Source organism: Streptacidiphilus pinicola, assembly GCF_003258295.1.
GTDB classification, from domain to species: Bacteria; Actinomycetota; Actinomycetes; order Streptomycetales; family Streptomycetaceae; genus Streptacidiphilus; species Streptacidiphilus pinicola.
On the sequence record NZ_QKYN01000037.1, the window covers coordinates 164,110 to 179,450 of the forward strand.

The window sequence follows — 15,341 nt, forward strand, 5'->3', positions numbered from 1 at the left end:
GCCGTCAGTCGGGGCGGCCGGGGGCGCGGACCAGCAGGAAGGAGGTGCGGCGGCGCAGGGTGAAGCCGAGGTTCTCGTAGAGCCGGATGGCACCGGTGTTCGTGGCGGCCGCGTGGAGGAACGGGATCTCGCCGCGGTCCCTGATCCCCGCGGCGACGGCGCGGACCAGACGGGTCGCCAGGCCCTCGCCGCGGTGGGCGGGATCCGTGCAGACCGCGCTGATCTCGGTCCAGCCGGGCGGGTGCAGCCGCTCGCCCGCCATGGCGACGAGCCGGCCGCCGCGGCGGATGCCGAGGTAAGTGCCGAGTTCGACGGTGCGCGGCAGGAAAGGCCCCGGGCGGGTGCGGGCGACGAAGTCGAGCATCTCGGGGACGTCGTCGGGGCCGAGGCGCACCGCCTCCGGGGCGGGTTCGGCCCGCAGGGCGACGTCGACGAGCTGGACGCCCTGGCCGGACTCGACGATCTGCCAGCCCTGCGCGGCCTCCGCCGCCGCGCCCGCACCGGCGCCGGTCACGGCGGTGAGCCGCCCCGGGCCGACGAGCAGGGCGAGGTCGTCCCAGGCGCGGGGATCGGCGGGGTCCTCCAGCGCGGTGAACGGCGAGACGTCGCCGGGATAGCGGGCGGCGCGGCCGACGTGCTCGGCGAACCGGGCCTGCGGGCCGGTGAGCGCGGCCCAGGCGGGGTTGTCGAGGGGGTGCGTCGCGGCCGGGCTCGCGGACTGCGGTGGGCGAAGGGTGGTGGACACCGTGGTGCGCTCCCGTGGGTCGTTCGGTGGGGCGGGCCCGTCACGGGCCCGCCCTGTCGGGTCGTCAGGAGTTGCTGAGGGGCAGGCCCGGAGGGTTGATCTGGGCGGTGCGGACGGCCTCGTTGGACAGGTTCCAGGCCGCCAGCCACGCGGCGTACTGGCCGCCCGCGATCAGGTGGTTGATCGCGTCCGCGACCGGCTTGGCCAACCCGTCGCCCTTCTTGGTCGTCGCGGCGATCAGCCCCTGGAGCGTCGCGCCCGCGCCGGAGTAGGTGCCCGCGTTGCGGGTGGGGTTGGGCGTCCGCGCATCCTGGGCGATCTGGTAGGCGATGCCGGGGTTGGGGCCGAAGTAAGCGTCGATCTTGCCGCCGACCAGCGCCAGGTGGGTGGCGTTGTTGTCGGGGAAGTACTTGACGGTGAGCTGCTTGCCGGCCGCCTTCAGCCTGGCCTGCCACTCCAGCAGGAGCTTCTCCTGGTTGGTGCCGGCGCCGACGGCGACGGTCTTGCCCGCCAGGGTCGTGTAGTCGCCGTCGAAGTTCCAGTTGCTGCCCTTGACCACCTCGAAGGCCAGGTTGTCCTCGCGGTAGGAGGCGAAGTCGTACTTCTTCTGGCGTTCCTCGGTGTCGGTGATGTTGGAGAAGCCCACATCGGTCCGGCCGCTGTCGATGCCGACGAAGAGGTTCTCCCAGGTGGAGTTCACCACGACCGGCTTGAGGCCGAGGACGGCGGCCACGAGCCGGCCGAGATCCGGCTCGGAGCCGGTCAGGGTCTGCTGGTCGCTGCCGACGTAGGCGAGCGGCGGGAAGCCGGCGGGCAGTGCCCCGACGCCGATGACCAGCTGTCCGCCGCTGGCGACGGACGCGGGCAACTCCGCGTGCAGGGAGGCGACTTCGGCGACCTTGACGGCGGTCTGCGTGCCGGCGCCGTTGGCGAGCGCGGCCACGGTGACGGCGCCGGTCGCGGCGTTGGCGGCGGAGTTGGCGGCTGCGCCGCTGTCGGAGGCGGCGCCGCTCCCGCAGGCGGTGAGGCCCACGGTGAGCACGGCTGCGACGGTGCCTGCGGAGAGGCCCTGGATGACTCTGCTGGGCATGGCTGTTCCTTGTGTGCGGGAGACGTCGGTGGTGTGTACGGACGAGGGGCTGCGGCGGACGAGGGGCTTCAGAGGACCCGGCTCAGGAAGGCGCGGGTGCGCGGGTGTTGCGGGTGGTCCAGCACCTCGCCCGGGGTGCCGTGTTCGAGGATCCGGCCGCCGTCCATGAAGACGACGCGGTCGGCGACCTCGCGGGCGAAGGCGATCTCGTGGGTGACGACGATCAGGGTGGTGCCCTCGGCGGCGAGGTCCTTGATGACGGCGAGCACCTCTCCGACCAGTTCCGGATCGAGAGCGGAGGTGGGTTCGTCGAAGAGGATCACGCCGGGCCGCAGCGCGAGGGCGCGGGCGATGGCCACGCGCTGCTGCTGTCCGCCGGACAGCTGCCGCGGATAGGCGTCGGCCTTCTCTCCCAGCCCCACCCGGCCTAGCAGGGTGTGCGCCAGCCGCTGCGCCTCCGGCTTGCGCAGTAGGCCGGTCGCCACCGGCGCGGCGGCCACGTTGTCGAGCACGGTCAGGTGTGGGAAGAGGTTGAAGTCCTGGAAGACGAAGCCGATCCGGCGGCGCTGGGCGAGGATTTGATGCTCACTCAACTCTCGGAGCCGGCCTCGCTGCCAGCGCACGCCGACGAGCTCGCCGTCCAGGCTGACGTGCCCGAGCTGCGGTTGCTCCAGGTGGTTGATCACCCGCAGCAGGGTCGACTTGCCCGAGCCGGACGGGCCGATGACGACCGTCACCTCGCCCGCACGGACCGTCAGGTCGACTCCGTCGAGGACCCGGTGGGCCCCGTACCACTTGTGGACGTCGCGGACCTCGACCGCGATCGGTGCCGCCGCGCCCTCCTCGGCCGTCGCCGGTTCGGGGCTGTGCACGTCGGATCGGGGGATGCTCATGCCGCGGTCTCCCTCCGGACGCGGGCCGCCAGGGTGGCCACCGCGACGCGCAGGCGCCGCACCGGCGTCGGGGGCAGGGCCCGCAGCGCACCGCGGGCGTAGTGACGTTCGACGTAGAACTGGACGACCGAGACGACGCTGGTGAGGATCACGTACCAGACGGTCGCGACCAGCAGCAGCGGCACGATGTCGCCGGGGTAGGTGCTGCCCATGCTCTGCACGGAGCCGAACAGGTCGAGCAGCGAGACGTAGAAGACCAGCGAGGTGCCCTTGACCAGGCCGATCAGCTGGTTGACGTAGGCCGGCACGATGGCGCGCAGCGCCTGGGGGAAGACGATCCGGGCGAACTGGTAGCGCCGGGGCAGTCCGAGGGCGGCGGCCGCCTCGTGCTGGCCCTGGTCGACGGAGAGGATGCCCGCGCGCACCACCTCGGCGGCGTAGGCGGCCTCGTTGAGGCTCAGGCCGACGACGGCGATCACCAGGTCGGTGGCCAGGTGCGCCTCGTCGAAGTGCCAGAACGCCGGCCCGAAGGGCACGCCCAGGCTCAACGTGCGGTACAGGGCGCTGAAGTTGTAGAGGAAGAGCAGCACCACGATCAGCGGGATTGAGCGGAACAACCAGACGTAGACCCAGCTGATCGCGCGCAGCACCGGGCTGCGGGAGAGGCGGGCCAGCGCGAGCGCGATGCCGCCGGCCAGCCCGAGAACGGCGCTGTACGCCGTGACCTCCAGGGTGACGACCAGCCCGTTCACGATCACCGGTCGGGCGAACCAGTACTGGAAGCGGTCCCACTGGTAGAAGGGGTTGGTCGCCAGCCCGTGGACGAGCTGGGCGACGAGGACCAGGGCCACCGCGCTGAGGATCCAGCGGCCCGGGCGGCGCAGCGGGAGCACCCGCTGCGCGGAGGTGACCGGTTCGGAGGGGGGCTGAGGCGGCGTGGACGGCGGGGGCCGGCCCGCGTCCGGCGGGCGGGTCGTGCCCGAAGGCACGGCAGGGGCGAGTGCGTCGCTCATGGATGGACTCCGGCGAAGGCCGGTGTCGGGCGTGCCCGTGCCGACGGGCCGCCGCACCGGCGGAGGGGGGAAGCCGCCCCGGGGCGCGCCGGGGCACGCCGCACCGAAGGCGGGAGTCGAGGAGGTGCACGCCGCGAAAGGGCGTGCGTCAGCGGGCGGTCAGCGCCGACAGAGGGCGCGGCCCGAGCCCGGACACAGGGCGCTGCTGACCCGCTGCAGGTCGACGGCCCGGTCCAGGAAGGCGGCAGCGCGGCCGCGGTGGCGGCCTTGGGCCGTCCCCGGAGCTGCGTGCGTCGCCGTCACCATGGTCGGCAAAGCTAGGCGGGTTCCGCGCGGAATGTCAACGACCGCCCGGAGCCTGAGACATCGTTGGACTTGCCACGGGATTGTGCCCGCCGCCGTTCACGGGTTACGGTGCGAACTGATCGGATGACGGAGGTGACGACAGTGCGGCACGCCGAGCAGCGCCCTGCGCTCGTCACCGTGATGGCCCGCTTCAGCGTCACCACGACCTGTGCGCGGCTGCACATCGATCTCCAGCGCGTGACCACCGCGCTGTGTCCGGCGTCCCCGCACGCCGACGTGCAGCGCGCCGCCGCGCTCCACGCCGCCGCCTGACCCGCGGCGCCGCACCCGCTCCCGCGTTCTGACCGACGGCCCCGTGCCGTCGGCGGCACCAGGCGTGCCGCGCGCCGCGCTCCGCACCCTCTCCGCGCCGGCCCCTGAACGTCGGCCGAACCACTTCGTACAGGAAGCGGTCTCCCATGCCTGATTCCCGGCCCGATTCTCGGCCCGAGTCCCCTGCCCCGCTGCACCTGGCCGTCGCCCTGGAGGGCGCCGGCTGGCATCCCGCGGCCTGGCGCGAGCACGACGCGCGTCCCGCCGAGCTGTTCACCGCCCGCTACTGGGCCGACCTGGTCGCCGAGGCCGAGCGCGGCCTGCTCGACCTGGTCACCCTCGAGGACGCACTGAGCCTGCAGTCGGCCCACCCGTTCGAGCCGGACGAGCGCACCGACCAGGTGCGCGGCCGGCTCGACGCGGTCCTGGTCGCCGCCCGGATCGCGCCGCTGACCCGGCACATCGGTCTGGTGCCGACCGCGACCGTGACGCACACCGAGCCGTTCCATCTCTCCAAGGCCGTCGCCACCCTCGACTACGTGAGCAACGGCCGGGCAGGGCTCCGCGTCAAGGTCTCCGGGCGCGCCGACGAGGCCGCGCACTTCGGCCGCCGCCCGGCGCCGCGGCTGAGCGTCGAGGACTTCGACACGCCGTCAGGGCGGGCGGTGCTGGAGGAGCTCTTCGGCGAGGCCGAGGACTACGTCGAGGTGCTGCGACGGCTCTGGGACAGCTGGGAGGACGACGCGGAGATCCGCGACGTCGCCACCGGCCGGTTCATCGACCGCGACAAGCTGCACTACATCGACTTCGAGGGCAGCCGGTTCCGGGTGCGCGGGCCCTCGATCACGCCGCGCCCGCCGCAGGGCCAGCCGCTGGTCGCCGCGCTCGCGCACCGCAGCGAGCCCTACCGCCTGGTCGGGCGCGCGGCCGACCTCGGGTTCGTCACCCCGCGCGACGCGGACGACGCGCGGCGGATCGTGGCCGAGATCCGCGAGGCCCAGGCGGCCGCGGGCCGCGCGGAGGAGACCGTGCACGTCTTCGGCGACCTGGTGGTCTTCCTCGACGAGGACCCGGGCGCCGCCGCCGACCGCAAGGCCCGCCTGGACACTCAGGGCGGCGCCGTCTGGGCCGGTGACGCGGCCGTCTTCACCGGGACGCCCGCCGAACTCGCCGACCTGCTGCAGGAATGGCAGCAGGCGGGGCTGACGGGCTTCCGGCTGCGGCCGGGCGCCCTGCCCTACGACCTGGAGCAGATCACCCGCGGCCTGGTGCCCGAACTGCAGCGCCGCGGGGCGTTCCGCACCGCCTACGAGGCCTCCACCCTGCGCGGACTGCTCGGCCTGCCGCGACCCGCCAGCCGCTATGCCCCCGCCGTCCGTGACGCCAACCGCGCCGCCGGCGCCCTCGTCTGAGCCCGAAGGACCGACCGAGCGATGAGCAAGCCCGTCAAGCAGATCCATCTCGCCGCGCACTTCCCCGGCGTCAACAACACCACCGTCTGGAGCGATCCGGCCGCCGGCAGCCAGATCGACTTCCGCTCCTTCGTCCACCTCGCACAGACCGCCGAGCGCGCCAAGTTCGACTTCCTCTTCCTCGCCGAGGGGCTGCGGCTGCGCGAGCAGAACGGCCGGATCTACGACCTCGACGTGGTGGGGCGGCCGGACACCTTCACCGTGCTCGCCGCCCTGGCCGCCGTCACCGACCGGCTGGGCCTGGCCGGGACCATCAACTCCACCTTCAACGAACCCTACGAGGTGGCACGGCAGTTCGCCTCGCTCGACCACCTCTCCGCCGGTCGCGCCGCGTGGAACGTGGTCACCTCCTGGGACGCGTTCACCGGCGAGAACTTCCGCCGCGGCGGCTTCCTCGCCCAGGAGGACCGCTACGAGCGCGCCCGGCAGTTCCTGACCGCGGCGTCGGAGCTGTTCGACTCCTGGCGTGGCGACGAGATCGTCGCGGACAAGGAGAGCGGCGTCTTCCTGCGGGAGCCCAACCCGGGCCGGTTCGAGCACCACGTCAGCGAGTTCGACATCTCCGGGCGGTTCGACGTGCCGCGCGGCCCGCAGGGACGGCCGGTGATCTTCCAGGCCGGGGACTCCGAGGCGGGCCGCGAGTTCGCCGCCTCGGCCGCCGACGCCATCTTCACCCGGCACGGCACCCTGGAGGCGGGCCGCGCCTTCTACACCGACGTCAAGGACCGCCTGGCCCGCTACGGCCGCACCCACGACGAGTTGAAGATCCTGCCCGGGGTCACCTTCGTCCTCGGCGACACCGACGCCGAGGCCCAGGAGAAGGCCGACCTGATCCGCCACCAGCAGGTCAGCGGCCAGACCGCGATCAAGCTGCTGGAGCAGCTGTGGAACCGCGACCTCGGCGACCACGACCCCGACGGGCCGCTGCCGCGGCTCGACCCGCTCGTCGGCGAGCACACCGTCGCGCAGGGCCGGGCATCGGTGCGGATGCACCGGGACCCGCTGGCCGTCGCCGCGCAGTGGCGCGCCCTGGCCGAGGCCAAGAACCTGTCGACCCGCGAGCTGATCATCGAGGTGACCGGGCGTCAGTCCTTCATCGGCACCCCGGCCCGGGTCGCCGAGACGATGAACGAGTTCGTGCAGACCGACGCGAGCGACGGGTTCATCCTCGCCCCGCACCTGACGCCGGGCGGTCTGGACGAGTTCGCCGACTCCGTCATCCCGCTGCTCCAGGAACGCGGCGTCTTCCGCACCGAGTACCAGGGCACGACGCTCCGCGACCACCTGGGCCTCGGCGCTCCCCGCCCGCTGCGCGCCGCCGCGCACTGACGAAGGACCTGTGATGGCCAACACCCCGCTCACCGTTCTCGACCTCGTCCCGGTCTCCTCCGGCTCCAACGCCGCGCAGGCGCTGCGCAACAGCATCGACCTGGCCCAGCACGCCGAGGACCTCGGCTACGCGCGCTACTGGTTCGCCGAGCACCACCTCAACCCCGGTGTCGCGGGGACCTCCCCCGCCGTCGTCCTCGCGCTGACCGCCGCCGCGACCTCGACCATCCGGCTCGGGGCGGGCGCCGTCCAGATGGGCCACCGCACCGCGCTCGCCACGGTCGAGGAGTTCGGGCTGCTCGACGCGCTGCACCCGGGCCGCTTCGACCTCGGGCTCGGCCGCTCCGGCGGCCGGTCGGCGCCCGACGCCGTCCGCGAGCCGGCCCTGGTCGGCGCGACGACCGTCCCGGCACCCGTCGTCGACGGGCTCACCCCGGGCGGTCAGGGGGTACCCCCGGCCGAAGGCTGGGGGAGGATACCCGCCCGCTTCTCCGTCGAGCACCTGCTGCGCCACCCGCGCTTCGCCCTGCACCGGCGGCTGCTGCAGCTGCCGGGCGCCGAGTCCCAGCCCTACGACGAGCAGGTCGCCGACGTCCTGGCCCTGCTCGACGGCAGCTACACCACCGCGGACGGCGTGGAGGCCCACGTGGTGCCCGGCGAGGGCGCGGACCTGCAGGTGTGGATCCTCGGCAGCAGCGCCGGGATCAGCGCCCAGGTGGCGGGCGCGCACGGCCTGCGGTTCGCGGCGAACTACCACGTCAGCCCGGCGACCGTGCTGGAGGCCGTGGCGGGCTACCGGGCCGCCTTCACGCCCTCCGCCGAGCTGGACCGGCCCCATGTCAGCGTCTCCGCCGACGTGGTGGTCGCCGAGGACGAGGCCACCGCCCGCGAGCTGGCCACCGGCTACGGCCTGTGGGTGCGCAGCATCCGCAGTGGGGACGGCGCGATCGCGTTCCCCACCCCGGAGGAGGCCCGCGCGTACCGCTGGACCGACGCGGACCGGGCGCTGGTCGAGGACCGGACGCAGACGCAGTTCGTCGGCTCGCCGGCGCAGGTCGCCGACCAGTTGGAGACGCTCCGGGACGCCACCGGCGCGGACGAGCTGATCATCACCACGATCACGCACCGGCACGAGGACCGGGTCGAGTCCCACGAGCTGCTGGCCGAGGAATGGGGACGGCGATGACCGCGACGCACTCGGAGGCCCGCCCGCTCGGCGCGCAGGAGCTGCGGCACGCGTTCGGGGCGTTCCCGAGCGGGGTGACCGCCGTGGCGGCGCTGGCCGACGACGGCACCCCGATCGGCCTGGCGGCCAGCTCGTTCACCTCCGTCTCGCTGGACCCGCCGCTGCTGTCGGTCTGCGTCGCCCACAGCTCGACGACGTGGCCGCTGCTGCGCGACCGCGCCCGACTCGGCGTCAGCGTGCTCGGCGCACACCAGGAGCTCGCCTGCCGCCGGCTGGCCGCCCGCGACGGCGACCGCTTCGCGGGCCTCGACTGGCACGCCACCTGCGAGGGTGCGGTCCTCGTCGAGAGCGCGGCCGCCCGCTTCGACTGCTCGGTCGAACGCGTCGTCCCGGCGGGCGACCACGACATCGTGCTGCTGCGCATCCACGCCCTCGAGGCCGACCACGCGGTCACGCCGCTGGTCTTCCACGCGAGCGGCTTCCACCGCATCGCCGTGCCCCAGCCGCCGGCGCAGACCTGACGGCCGGCCGACGGCTGGGGCGTGTGGGCCGTTCCCGGGCCGCGGTGGGTCAGTGGTGTGCGAGGAGGCGCCGCTCGCCCGCCCGGACCGGGAACGGCAGTTTGTTGCCCGCGGGCGGGAGCGGGCACAGGTAGTGGCCCGCGAAGGCCGAGGGCGGCAGCTGCGCGCGGTTGAAGTCGACGACCGTCCACCCCGCGCGGTCGGGCGCGAGAACCTCCACAACGCGGAAGTCGTTCCGTTCCGCCGAGCGCGTGGCGTCGGACAGGCTCAGGCTCAGCACGCCGTCGGCCGCGCGCTGGACCGTCACGGTGGCGGCCGCGCCGCCGCGACGGAACGTCAGCGTCCCCGCGAAGACGGCCGGTCGGGTCCGGCCGTCGCTGTGTGCGAGCGGGACCGTGTGGTCCGAGGGGAAGGCCACGAAGCGCGCCGGCACGACCCAGCCGGGGTCGTAGGGGAACGCGTCGATACCGGCGAAGAGCGTGCGGGCGGGCGCCGCCGGGTCGAAGACCCGGACGGCGTACCCGTCCGTGCGCGTGATCAGCTCCAGCCGGCGACCGCCGTGGGTGACGCGTGGCGCGGCCGTCCCGCCGTCGGGACAGAGCCGGACGGTGCCGTCCAGTGGGGTGTCGTCCACCGAGACCCCGTCGTGCCGCGCGGCGGTCAGCCGGACGTTCCCGGCCGGCCGGTCGACCAGCCAGTGCCCCGGCAGTTCTCGGCCCGCGCGCCGCGGCGCGTCGAGCCAGTGCGTGCCGGTCAGCGACAGCGGCCCGTAGGGCGCGCGGGCGCTGACGACCCGCTCGTCCCGCCAGGACTTCCATGCCTCGACTGCGGACTCCATAGCTCCTCCTCGGGGTGATCACTCGACACGTCGTCGCCTCAGAACCTCGCCGCCTCAGAACGTCGCCGTCGGGTTGACGACCGAGCGGCTGACCCGGGTCTCCGGAACGCTCCACTTGGCGAAGATCCGCGCGTAGTCGCCGGTGGCGACGAGCTTGTTGACGGCGTCGCTGAGCGCCTTGGCCAGCCGCGAGCCCTTGGCGGTGACGAAACCGACGGGGGTGCTGCTGATCTGGCCCAGGTAGGTGGTGCCGGGCAGGTGCAGCGCGTCGTACTTCAGGGCCAGGGTCGGGCCGAAGTAGATGTCGATCTTCCCGTTGGCGAGTCCGAGGAAGATCGGCGCGGTGTCGGCGAAGTACTGGACGCGGTACGGGCTCTTGCCGACCGCCGCGCACCGGGCGGCACCCGCGGTGAGGATCTGCTGGAAGGTCGAGCCGGGGGTGGTGGCGACCGTGTGACCGCAGAGGTCGGTCAGCGAGGTCACCTTGTCCAGTCCGATCCCCTGCGCGCCCAGGAAGGACTGCCCGTCGTTGAGGTAGGTGGCGAAGTCGACCACCTGCTCGCGGGCCTTGGTCACGCCGAAGTTGTCCTGCCCGACGTCGAACCTGCCGTTCTGCACGCCGGGAATGACGGTGGGAAAGGTGCCGTACTGGACGTCCCACCGGACGCCGAGCACCTTCGCGACCGCGTTGCGCAGGTCGACGTCGAGGCCGACCGTGGTGCCGTCCGGCGCCTGACCGGCGTGCGGCAGGGCGGACGTGCCGATCGCGGGGCTGGTGCCGAGCAGCAGGGTGCCGCGGGTGCGGACGGCCTGCGGCAGCTCGGCCCGCACGGCCGGGTCGACCGTGACCTGGGAAACGACGTCCTGGGTCGGGATCTTCGCGGTGGCGGCACCGGCGGCGACCGCCTCCCCGGGGTGGGTGCCGGTCGTGGACGTGTCGGAGCCGCAGGCGCTGAGCAGGGCGAGGGCGAGCGCGGCGACGGACGCGACGGCGGTGGTGCGGGAGCGGCGCGAGGAGTGCGCGGGGTGCGCGTGGGTCGTCACGGGAGAGCCTTTCGTGCGTGTGGAGCGGCGACGTTGAGAGGAAGTCGTGGGTGTCACAGGACCGCGGCGAGGAAGGCGCGGGAGCGCTCGTGGCGGGGATCCGTCAGCACCCGCTCGGGTGCGCCGGATTCGACGATCCGGCCGCCGTCGAGGAAGACCACGGTGTCGGCGACCTCGCGGGCGAAGGCGATCTCGTGGGTGACCACCAGCATGGTCATCCCGCTGCGGGCCAGGTCCTTCATCACGGCCAGCACCTCGCCGACCAGTTCGGGGTCGAGCGCGCTGGTGGGCTCGTCGAAGAGGAGCAGCTGCGGCTCCATGGCCAGGGCCCGCGCGATGGCGACGCGCTGCTGCTGTCCGCCGGACAGCTGCCGCGGGAACGCGTCCTCGCGCCCGGCCAGTCCGACGCGCTCCAGCAGGTCCCTGGCCCGCGCCGCCGCCTGCCGGCGCGGGACGCCGCGCACCGCGACGGGTGCCTCGACGAGGTTGTCGAGCACGCTGAGATGCGGGAAGAGGTTGAACTGCTGGAACACCATGCCGATCCCGGCCCGCTGCCGGGCGATCGTGCGCGGGCCCGACTCGTGCAGCCGGCCGCCGTGGTAGCGGTGGCCGACCAGCTCGCCGCCCACCTCGACGACTCCGGCATCGGGCCGTTCCAGGTGGTTGACGGTCCGCAGCAGCGTCGACTTGCCCGACCCGGACGGCCCGAGCAGCACCGCGACCTCGCCCTGGTGCACGTCGAGGTCGACGCCGTCCAGGACCACTTGCCCGCCGAAGCTCTTGCGCAGGCCTCTGATCCGCACCAGCGGCCGCGACGTCACCTGCGCCGGCGCGCCCGTCATGACAGCCCCGCCAGCAGGGGCGCGTTGCCGCGCAGGATGCGTCGGAAGCTCGTCGCCGTCCGCTGGTCCCGCCCGCGGGCGAAGCGGCGTTCGACGAGGAACTGACCCGCCGACAGCAGCGTGGTGAGCACGACGTACCAGAGCGTCGCGACCAGGAGCAGCGGGATGACCAGGAAGTTCTGGTTGTAGATCAGCTGTGCGGAGTAGAGCAGGTCCTGCACCGCGATCACACTCACGATGGAGGTGGCCTTGAGCATGCCGATCAGCAGGTTGCCCGAGGCGGGCACGATCGCCGGCATCGCCTGCGGGAGCACGATCCTGCGGAAGATCCGGGTCCGCCCGAGGCCCAGCGCCTGGGCGGCCTCGGTCTGCCCGCGCTCCACGGAGAGCAGGCCGCCGCGGACGATCTCGGAGGAGAAGGCGGCGACGTCCAGGCTCAGCCCCACGTAGGCGGCGAGCACCCCGCTGAACAGGTGCGCCGTGCGTACGGTGACGAACTCGTGGCCGAACGGGATGCCGAGCGACAACCGCGGGTAGAGCGAGGCGAGTTCGTACCAGAAGAGCAGCTGCACCAGCGGCGGGACCGAACGCAGCAGCCAGACGAACCCGAAGCCGAGCGGCGCGAGGACCGGGTTGCCCGACAGCCGCATCGCGGCGACGCCGATCCCGAGCAGGTAGCCGGTGGCCATCACCGCGGCCGTGAGCCAGAGGGTCAGCTCCAGCCCGCGCAGGATCGAGCCGTCGAGGAGGTAGGCGCCCACGGTGCCCCACTGGAAGCGGGGGTTGGTCACGACGGTGTGGACCAGCATCGCGGCGAGCACGAGCAGGACCAGGGCCGAGATCCACCGCCCGGGCCGGCGCGGCGCGACGCGGGGCGCGGCGAGCAGATCCTCCAGGCGGTGCAGGGGCGGTGGTGGTTCAGGCGCGGGCGCGAGCGCGGCGGCGCGTGGGCGTGCGGACGTGTCGGAGCTGCTCATGGGTGTCCGTCCCGGGAGGGCACGCCGACCGACACCGCCGGGCCGCCGGCGGCGGCTGCTCAGCGGTGCGGAGGGAACGTGCGGGCGACTGCGGGCGAGTTCGTCAGACGAGTGCCGAGTCGCCGGGACACAGCGCGCTGCTGACACGCAGCAGGTCGACGTGACGACGGGTCACGCTGTCCAGGGAGACGAAGGAGGCCAGGTGGGTCCGCGGCGCGCTCCCGTGGTCGTTGCACTGCGCTCGCACCATGCGGATCACCTCGCAGTCCTCAGGGGCCACGTGGGCCTCGCGCTTACAGAACGGCTCCGTCCTGTCCGGTCGTCACCTGGAGCACCCCACCGCGACGGAGGGTTGCCGGCCAGCAAGCCAGGGCTTGTCGCTGACACTCTTGACCAAGACCAAAGTTAACCTGCCGACACCGCTCGGCGCTAGACCGCGCCCCACTGGAGGTCGGTCACTCGGCCGACGGGCTGAGCTCGTCGATCGGCCGGCTGAGCACGTACAGACCGCTCGCGCGGAGCGTACCGATCGCGACGACGGCCAGGACGCCCGCGAAGCAGAGCGTGGCGGTCGTCGCGCCGAAGGCCGAGGCGAGGGCGCCGGCGGCGATGGCGCCGAGCCAGCGGATCGAGGCCGCACCGAAGTTGATCGCGCTGGTCACCCGACCCAGCAGGGCGTCGGGGATCATCTTCGCCTCGTAGGTGGAGAAGACGACGTTGAGCGGCGCGGCGAGGAAGAGCATCGCCGCCAGCAGGGCGCCGATCATCCAGGGAGTCGGCACGAAAGCGATGCCGACGACCACGGCGGCCGAGATCCAGCTGATCACGATGACCATCGCCCGTCCGGGGACCCGTTCCGCGATCCGACGCGACAGCAGCGCGCCGGCCAGTCCTCCGACGGCGCCCAGCGAGCCGACGGCGCCGACCAGCAGCGGGCTGCCGTGGCGGTGCTGGATCAGGACGATGACCAGGAGCAGGAGTCCCGCGTTGCAGGCGTTCGCCACGGCCGCCCACACCGTCAGGAACCGCAGGTAGGCACTGCCGGCGATGTAGCGCATGCCTGCCCCGATGCTCGCGAGGACCGACTCGTCGGTGCCGCGTTCCTCGGGATCCGGGCCGAGCGGGCGCCGGATGAGGAACGCTCCCGTCGCGCCGACCAGGAATGACACCGCGTCACCGAGAAAGGGCACCCACCGCGCCAGGCCGAACAGGAACCCGCCCGCAGAGGGCCCGGCCAGCCGGATCGCCATGCGGCGGCCCTGCATCTGCGCGAACGCGGTCGGCCGCTGCTCCTCGGGCACCACCCGGCACAGCGTGGCGAACCACGCCCCTCCCGCCACGCCGTCGGCCAGGCCCTGGACGAACCCGGCGACGCCCAGGTGCACCATGCTGACGTGTCCGGCCGCCACCGCCGTCGCGACCGAGCCCACGGCGGCCGCCTGCACCAGCGGCGAGGCCACCAGGATCGCCCGCCGCGAGAAGCGGTCGGCCAGCGCGCCGCCGAGCAGCATGGTCACCAGACCGCCGATGCCGGCCGCCGCCTCGACCGTGCCCGCCCCGGCGGCGGATCCCGTCTGCACCAGGACGAGCAGCGGGAACGCGACGAGCGACAGCGCACTGCCGAAGTCGGAGATCGTCTCCCCGACCCACCAGCCGGTGTAGTCACGGTTGCGGAACAGCAGCCGCGCCCACCGCGGCGCGGCGTCCTGCGCCTCGTCGGTCATGCCTGACGTCGTCGTCACGTGCCGCGTCCCATCGCCCGGGGTCTCCCGATCAAGACGTCACGGCCGCCCCACCGGTTTCACTCAGCGAAACGGCCGGTTCGAGCAGCGACGACTTCCGCTGCTGCGCGCCGCGCCTCAGGGCACGGAGCCGGAGCAGCCGGGGCGGAGCGGAACCTGTCATGGCGTCAGTGTGGCGGGCGCTTCGGCGGGGGTCACCCGGTCTTCTGCGCTCAGGCGGGTTGAGCCGCCCGGGCCTGGACGGGCTCGGCGGAGGCCTCGATGTACTGGTCGGCCCAGGCGCTGATGATGTGGGCGGCGCGGCGGGCCTGGCCGCGGGCGGTGAGGAGGTGGTCGGCGCCTTCGAGGGAGATGAAGCTGCGGGGGTGCTGGGCCTCGCGGAAGATCTCGCCGGCGTTGGCGATGTCGACGGTGTCGTCCGTGGGCGAGTGCATGACCAGCAGCGGGCGGTTCAGCTCGCGGATCCGGTCGCGCAGGCGGGCGGCGCGGACGTCGTTGACGAAGGCGCGCTTGAGGACCAGGGTCCGGCCGCCGACGAACCACTCGTGCTCGCCCTCGCTGAGCACGCGGTCCACGACCGCGTCGTACTGGTGCTCCACCGTGCTGGGGTTGGACGGCGCGCCGATCGTGGCGACGGCGCGGACGCCGATCGCCTCGGACGCGGCGGCGATGGCCGCGGCCCCGCCCCAGGAGTGGCCGACGATCAGGTCGGCCGGGGTGCCGCGCTCGGCCATCAGGGCCGCGGCGCGGATGGTGTCCTGCACCTTGACGGTGAAGGAGCCGTCGCCCCAGTCGCCGTCGGAGTCGCCGATGCCGAGGTTGTCGTAGCGGAGCATGCCGATGCCCTCGCGGGCGAGCTGCTTGCTGACGCGCGAGGCGGCCGGCGAGTTCTTGCCGAGGGTGAAGCCGTGGACGAAGATGCCCCAGCCGCGGACCTCGCCCTCGGGCAGGTCGATCGATCCGGCCAGCTCGGGACCGACGACGCTCTTGAATCTGACTTCTTCGGGCATGGGGGGCTCGCCTCGGTTCGA

At 73.4% G+C, this 15,341-nt stretch carries 16 protein-coding genes and 1 riboswitch; of the genes, 5 read left to right on the plus strand and 11 right to left on the minus strand.

All coding sequences use genetic code 11. The features are described 5' to 3' along the window. Positions 1-4: 4 nt before the first annotated feature. The 4 genes from DN069_RS10060 to DN069_RS10075 form a co-directional block, all read right to left on the minus strand. Positions 5-745 carry a GNAT family N-acetyltransferase gene (locus DN069_RS10060; RefSeq protein WP_111500539.1) on the minus strand — a complete coding sequence of 247 codons (741 nt, stop codon included), beginning with the start codon at positions 743-745 and terminating at the stop codon, positions 5-7. Between the two features lie 64 nt (positions 746-809). Continuing rightward, complete coding sequence (locus DN069_RS10065) at positions 810-1,835, minus strand: ABC transporter substrate-binding protein (protein WP_111500540.1); 1,026 nt, start codon at positions 1,833-1,835, stop codon at positions 810-812. 68 nt (positions 1,836-1,903) lie between these two features. Beyond that, entirely contained in the window at positions 1,904-2,728 is an 825-nt protein-coding gene (locus DN069_RS10070) for an amino acid ABC transporter ATP-binding protein (protein ID WP_111500541.1), read from the minus strand. Continuing rightward, a complete protein-coding gene (locus DN069_RS10075; protein ID WP_111500542.1) occupies positions 2,725-3,741 on the minus strand; it encodes an amino acid ABC transporter permease in 1,017 nt (338 codons plus the stop codon). The genes DN069_RS10070 and DN069_RS10075 overlap by 4 nt, the downstream gene beginning before the upstream one ends. A gap of 429 nt (positions 3,742-4,170) precedes the next feature. On the opposite strand from DN069_RS10075, the gene DN069_RS10080 reads away from it, so the two are divergent. The 5 genes from DN069_RS10080 (at position 4,171) to DN069_RS10105 (ending at position 8,867) form a co-directional block, all read left to right on the plus strand. Beyond that, on the plus strand, positions 4,171-4,359 hold the full coding sequence (locus DN069_RS10080; RefSeq protein ID WP_111500543.1) for a hypothetical protein: 189 nt from the start codon (positions 4,171-4,173) through the stop codon (positions 4,357-4,359). A 146-nt stretch (positions 4,360-4,505) separates the two neighbouring features. Further along, positions 4,506-5,771 carry an LLM class flavin-dependent oxidoreductase gene (locus DN069_RS10090; protein ID WP_111500544.1) on the plus strand — a complete coding sequence of 422 codons (1,266 nt, stop codon included), beginning with the start codon at positions 4,506-4,508 and terminating at the stop codon, positions 5,769-5,771. Between the two features lie 21 nt (positions 5,772-5,792). After that, positions 5,793-7,160 (plus strand): NtaA/DmoA family FMN-dependent monooxygenase, encoded by a 1,368-nt coding sequence (locus DN069_RS10095; RefSeq protein WP_111500545.1) that lies wholly within the window; start codon positions 5,793-5,795, stop codon positions 7,158-7,160. Positions 7,161-7,173: 13 nt separating this feature from the next. Then, positions 7,174-8,346, plus strand: a complete 1,173-nt coding sequence (locus tag DN069_RS10100; RefSeq protein ID WP_111500546.1) for an LLM class flavin-dependent oxidoreductase — start codon at positions 7,174-7,176, stop codon at positions 8,344-8,346. Beyond that, the gene (locus tag DN069_RS10105; RefSeq protein WP_207892111.1) at positions 8,343-8,867 is read left to right on the plus strand and encodes a flavin reductase family protein; all 525 of its coding nucleotides are present in this window, start codon (positions 8,343-8,345) and stop codon (positions 8,865-8,867) included. The genes DN069_RS10100 and DN069_RS10105 overlap by 4 nt, the downstream gene beginning before the upstream one ends. Before the next feature lie 49 nt (positions 8,868-8,916). Here the strand turns inward: DN069_RS10105 and DN069_RS10110 are convergent, their stop codons facing one another. The 7 genes from DN069_RS10110 to DN069_RS10135 all read right to left on the minus strand — a co-directional run bounded on the left by DN069_RS10110 (position 8,917) and on the right by DN069_RS10135 (position 15,320). Continuing rightward, positions 8,917-9,705 (minus strand): DUF1684 domain-containing protein, encoded by a 789-nt coding sequence (locus DN069_RS10110; protein ID WP_111500548.1) that lies wholly within the window; start codon positions 9,703-9,705, stop codon positions 8,917-8,919. Positions 9,706-9,759: 54 nt separating this feature from the next. After that, entirely contained in the window at positions 9,760-10,749 is a 990-nt protein-coding gene (locus DN069_RS10115; protein WP_165845458.1) for an ABC transporter substrate-binding protein, read from the minus strand. Between the two features lie 53 nt (positions 10,750-10,802). Continuing rightward, positions 10,803-11,591, minus strand: coding sequence for an amino acid ABC transporter ATP-binding protein (locus DN069_RS10120; RefSeq protein ID WP_111500549.1), 789 nt, complete (start codon positions 11,589-11,591; stop codon positions 10,803-10,805). Beyond that, entirely contained in the window at positions 11,588-12,568 is a 981-nt protein-coding gene (locus DN069_RS10125; RefSeq protein WP_111500550.1) for an amino acid ABC transporter permease, read from the minus strand. Before DN069_RS10125 ends, DN069_RS10120 begins: the two co-directional genes overlap by 4 nt. Before the next feature lie 103 nt (positions 12,569-12,671). Further along, positions 12,672-12,818 (minus strand): putative leader peptide, encoded by a 147-nt coding sequence (locus tag DN069_RS39990; protein ID WP_165845459.1) that lies wholly within the window; start codon positions 12,816-12,818, stop codon positions 12,672-12,674. 34 nt (positions 12,819-12,852) lie between these two features. Continuing rightward, positions 12,853-12,963: riboswitch (SAM riboswitch) on the minus strand. Between the two features lie 60 nt (positions 12,964-13,023). Then, positions 13,024-14,310, minus strand: coding sequence for an MFS transporter (locus DN069_RS10130; RefSeq protein WP_133259877.1), 1,287 nt, complete (start codon positions 14,308-14,310; stop codon positions 13,024-13,026). Positions 14,311-14,522: 212 nt separating this feature from the next. Continuing rightward, positions 14,523-15,320, minus strand: coding sequence for an alpha/beta hydrolase family protein (locus DN069_RS10135; protein ID WP_111500552.1), 798 nt, complete (start codon positions 15,318-15,320; stop codon positions 14,523-14,525). Positions 15,321-15,341 lie beyond the last annotated feature (21 nt).

Excerpts from the sequence above, each read along its gene's own strand:
- DN069_RS10100 (WP_111500546.1), top strand. The coding sequence starts at position 7,174 with ATGGCCAACACCCCGCTCACCGTTCTCGACCTCGTCCCGGTCTCCTCC.
- DN069_RS10090 (WP_111500544.1), top strand. The coding sequence starts at position 4,506 with ATGCCTGATTCCCGGCCCGATTCTCGGCCCGAGTCCCCTGCCCCGCTG.
- DN069_RS10075 (WP_111500542.1), bottom strand. The coding sequence starts at position 3,741 with ATGAGCGACGCACTCGCCCCTGCCGTGCCTTCGGGCACGACCCGCCCG.
- DN069_RS39990 (WP_165845459.1), bottom strand. The coding sequence starts at position 12,818 with ATGGTGCGAGCGCAGTGCAACGACCACGGGAGCGCGCCGCGGACCCAC.
- DN069_RS10095 (WP_111500545.1), top strand. The coding sequence starts at position 5,793 with ATGAGCAAGCCCGTCAAGCAGATCCATCTCGCCGCGCACTTCCCCGGC.
- DN069_RS10120 (WP_111500549.1), bottom strand. The coding sequence starts at position 11,591 with ATGACGGGCGCGCCGGCGCAGGTGACGTCGCGGCCGCTGGTGCGGATC.
- DN069_RS10125 (WP_111500550.1), bottom strand. The coding sequence starts at position 12,568 with ATGAGCAGCTCCGACACGTCCGCACGCCCACGCGCCGCCGCGCTCGCG.
- DN069_RS10065 (WP_111500540.1), bottom strand. The coding sequence starts at position 1,835 with ATGCCCAGCAGAGTCATCCAGGGCCTCTCCGCAGGCACCGTCGCAGCC.
- DN069_RS10080 (WP_111500543.1), top strand. The coding sequence starts at position 4,171 with ATGACGGAGGTGACGACAGTGCGGCACGCCGAGCAGCGCCCTGCGCTC.
- DN069_RS10135 (WP_111500552.1), bottom strand. The coding sequence starts at position 15,320 with ATGCCCGAAGAAGTCAGATTCAAGAGCGTCGTCGGTCCCGAGCTGGCC.
- DN069_RS10070 (WP_111500541.1), bottom strand. The coding sequence starts at position 2,728 with ATGAGCATCCCCCGATCCGACGTGCACAGCCCCGAACCGGCGACGGCC.
- DN069_RS10110 (WP_111500548.1), bottom strand. The coding sequence starts at position 9,705 with ATGGAGTCCGCAGTCGAGGCATGGAAGTCCTGGCGGGACGAGCGGGTC.
- DN069_RS10105 (WP_207892111.1), top strand. The coding sequence starts at position 8,343 with ATGACCGCGACGCACTCGGAGGCCCGCCCGCTCGGCGCGCAGGAGCTG.